Source organism: uncultured Gemella sp., from assembly GCF_963519265.1.
GTDB lineage: Bacteria > Bacillota > Bacilli > Staphylococcales > Gemellaceae > Gemella.
Genome location: NZ_CAUQNQ010000127.1, coordinates 1 through 3,271 on the forward strand (window position 1 = coordinate 1; position 3,271 = coordinate 3,271).

4 protein-coding genes and 1 pseudogene are annotated in these 3,271 nt (G+C 29.0%); 2 read left to right on the forward strand and 3 right to left on the reverse strand.

Going from position 1 to position 3,271, the window contains the following annotated elements; translation table 11 throughout:
* Positions 1 to 215, forward strand: a pseudogene (locus tag RWN11_RS07830) (dihydrolipoyl dehydrogenase); the annotation flags it as partial.
* A gap of 146 nt (positions 216 to 361) precedes the next feature.
* On the opposite strand, the gene budA reads toward RWN11_RS07830, so the two are convergent.
* Positions 362 to 1,057, reverse strand: a complete 696-nt coding sequence (gene budA / locus RWN11_RS07835) for an acetolactate decarboxylase (RefSeq protein WP_314161174.1) — start codon at positions 1,055 to 1,057, stop codon at positions 362 to 364.
* Positions 1,058 to 1,067: 10 nt separating this feature from the next.
* Positions 1,068 to 1,601, reverse strand: coding sequence for a GNAT family protein (locus RWN11_RS07840; protein WP_314161175.1), 534 nt, complete (start codon positions 1,599 to 1,601; stop codon positions 1,068 to 1,070).
* Positions 1,602 to 1,732: 131 nt separating this feature from the next.
* On the opposite strand from RWN11_RS07840, the gene psiE reads away from it, so the two are divergent.
* Positions 1,733 to 2,134: a phosphate-starvation-inducible protein PsiE gene (gene psiE, locus RWN11_RS07845; protein WP_314161176.1), complete on the forward strand. Its 402-nt coding sequence runs from the start codon at positions 1,733 to 1,735 to the stop codon at positions 2,132 to 2,134.
* Positions 2,135 to 2,174: 40 nt separating this feature from the next.
* Here psiE and RWN11_RS07850 read toward each other — a convergent pair whose 3' ends face one another.
* Positions 2,175 to 2,918 carry a DNA/RNA non-specific endonuclease gene (locus tag RWN11_RS07850; RefSeq protein ID WP_314161177.1) on the reverse strand — a complete coding sequence of 248 codons (744 nt, stop codon included), beginning with the start codon at positions 2,916 to 2,918 and terminating at the stop codon, positions 2,175 to 2,177.
* Positions 2,919 to 3,271: the final 353 nt, after the last annotated feature.

A 3,271-nucleotide genomic window follows, 5' to 3' on the forward strand; every position in this document is an offset into this window, starting at 1 on the left:
ATACTAAATACAGAGAAATCTTAGGTATCCACATTGTAGGACCAGTTGCAGCTGAGTTAATCAACGAAGGATCTACTTTAATCCAAACAGAGATGACAATTGATGACGTTATGGATATTATCCATGGTCACCCAACATTCTCTGAAGCTTTATATGAAGCTATGACTGACTGTGTTGACTTATGTCTACATGCACCTAAGAAAAAAACTAAATAATAGTTTATAAAGAAAAAGATGGCTAGCGATTTGCTAGTCATCTTTTTTCTTTATAATGGATTTCTGTCAAATTTAGGGTATGAGAAAAAATACACTAGGAATATAGGTGTATTTTACTACTTAAATTCCTAGTGTAATTTTAATTTTTAGTTTTTAACTTCTGCGATACTGATTTTTTGATGAAGAGTTGTTTCATCTATTTTTATATTTTGATATTCGTCATTTTCTGGTAATTTTAATGAATAATTTAAAGGTTTAGAAATTTCTACAAGACCGTTTAATATTTCGAAATCAAAGATATGACCACCTGCTTTTAAATCATTACTAATGTAGTGTAAATGAAATCCACCAACGCCTAGTCCTTGAGCGTAATAAGGAGAGAAAAAACCAACTATTGTACCTTGTGTATTTTCATAATGAAAAATATTTTGATTCTCTAGTACTTCTAGTAGAGGTGGATATGGTTTTTCTTGTTTTTTGGGAGATCTAGTATTCATTTTTTGAAAGATTCCTGAAATTTTTATAGCATAGAAATAATTTTGATTCAAGTAATCTTGAACTTTTTCTAATAAGTTTTTAAATGTAAGATTATCAAATTTTTGGTATTCTTTTTCGAATGTAGTAATTGTAGCGAATGGTGTACTTTCTTTGATTGATTGAAGATATGAATTACCGAAATAATCTGTTTTATAAATTTTACTATCTAAAATTACCATTTCACCATCAATGCCATCAAATGTACCAATTCCAAAATTGCCGCATTTCAGTAGTTCTTCTATAGTCATGCTTCCACTATAAGCACCTTCTATAATTCCTGCCATAGTTCCATATTGAAATATCATTTTTATCCTCCTAGTAACTAATAGAATTAAATTCTTCTCGTAATATACCATATTTTACAGAATCATAATATAAGCCGTTGTAATATCTAACTTTTCTAATTCTTGCTTCACAAAGAAGTCCTATTTTTTCTGCAAGTTTCATCATTCTAGTGTTTCCACTCCAAGTAGTTAGACCAATGTGTTGTATTTCAGGAAATCTATTAAAACATATCTCAATCCATTTGTATAAAGCAGCATAGCCTATACCTTTTGCCCAGATATTCTGATCATATATTACTATCCCAATTTCTAACCATCGAGTAGCTAAGCTTTCCCAATAATAAGTAACAATGCCGATTGGTTTATCATTTAAAAATATGCCTAAGACACGTTCACTTAAGAAATATTCATGATGATTTTTTAATAAGAAAGTTTCTAAATCTATAAATTTAAATTCGTTAAAATAAGGTGCATTGTATTTACTCCATTCAGGAGTTTCTGAAGAGTAAATTAAATTGTATAAATCAGGTAGATGTTTTTCTTCTATTTTTTTAAGTGTAATCATAAAAACCTCCTTTTCCATATTATAGCATAGAAAAAACTTAGAAGTATATATAATTTCATAAGTAATTTTATTATTATATTAATATTCATTGTGATATAATTGTTCATGAACTAAAATTTTAGAGGTGAAAAATGGAGAAATTTAGTAAAATAATATCCGATGTTTTTCTTTGGATAATGAATATAGGATTGTTAATTATAGGAGTGCTATTATCATTTGGATTAATAATGGAAGCAAAAGAAATATTTTATGAAGGTGCTAAATTTTTAGCAGATCAAGGGAATTATCAACATTTTGTAGAGGGGATATTGGTGTTTTTCCTATATTTCGAATTTGTGGCTTTAATAGTAAAATATTTTAAAAATAATTATCATTTTCCTCTGCGATATTTTATTTATATTGGAATAACAGCAATTATAAGATTAATAATAGTTCAACACGATGATCCTTACAGTGTATTAATATGGGCTGGAGCAATTTTATTACTTGTAATAAGTTTAGCAATTGCAGAAAAATTTATAAAGAAAGATTAAGAAAAGACTTCGAACTTATTTTAGGTTCGAAGTCTTAGCTTTATTTCACAGTATATTTTCCTGTTTTATAGTCGATAGTGATTCCTTTTTGGAAGTTTGGTAAGAATACGTTGTATTTAACACTTTTACCATTATCTTCAACTGACATTGCTTCCATAATTACGCCTTGTGCAACTAAATCATCTCCTCTGAAAACAGGAGTTACACGATACCTAACGTGCTTTTTAGTTTTTTTAACATAATCAGCAACCTCATTTTCAAAAGGTATCATGTTAAGGTTCATAAATCTTGTTCCTGTCATTAAGTTTTTATCATTGTCATTTTCTCCGGCAAGTTGGAATGCTATTAAATGTGATCTATCGTAAACATGAGTTCCTCTGTTACTTTGCCATCCACTAGGGCGAACATGCGCGATTTCTTCGCGCTTATCAGTTGGCATTAAATCAATACCTATAATTCCGTTTGCTTGTCCAACACGACCAAGTTTATCTAAAGGACTATAGTTTTCAAATGATGTAGTAGATAAATCTTCCTTAGCGAAGTAAGGATTATTATTGTTTAATACTTTATATTTATTATTATCAGTTGCTTCACTTTCTTTAGGTGCTGTAAGTAAGTTAAGTATATCATCGGGTATTTTTGAGACACTAGCGAAAGTTGCAGTGTTGGCACTGTTATTTGACGATTTATTGGTATAGTATGTAATAGCAAATGCAGCTAAAATTACTATAGCAATAGAAATTAATGAAAACAGTGATAATTGTTGTTTTTTTCTTTTTGCCATAGGACCTCCTTTGTTTATTTAGAAAAATAGATTAAATATCTAAGAGGTTGACCCAAAAGTCTTAAAATTTTTAAAAAATTTATATATAAACTCATAGATGCAGTAGTTTATTGATATCTAAATTTGCTTTATAAAAGCTTTTTAGATATCTAATAAACTGTGCGGAGGTGACTCGACAAAATCGTTATTTCAAAGAAATCGATTTTGTCGAGTCACTCTCTATAAAATAATTTATTTTTTGAAGTAGTTGATTCCCATTGCATCTTTTACTTCATCTAAAGTAGCAGCTGCAACTTTCTCAGCTTTTTCACTTCCAGCTTTAAGCATTCTATAAACTTCTGCTTTATCTTTTG

What these genes read in the sequence shown, in the direction of transcription:
- psiE (WP_314161176.1), top strand. Translation starts at nt 1,733, where the DNA reads ATGGAGAAATTTAGTAAAATAATATCCGATGTTTTTCTTTGGATAATG.
- RWN11_RS07840 (WP_314161175.1), bottom strand. Translation starts at nt 1,601, where the DNA reads ATGATTACACTTAAAAAAATAGAAGAAAAACATCTACCTGATTTATAC.
- RWN11_RS07850 (WP_314161177.1), bottom strand. Translation starts at nt 2,918, where the DNA reads ATGGCAAAAAGAAAAAAACAACAATTATCACTGTTTTCATTAATTTCT.
- budA (WP_314161174.1), bottom strand. Translation starts at nt 1,057, where the DNA reads ATGATATTTCAATATGGAACTATGGCAGGAATTATAGAAGGTGCTTAT.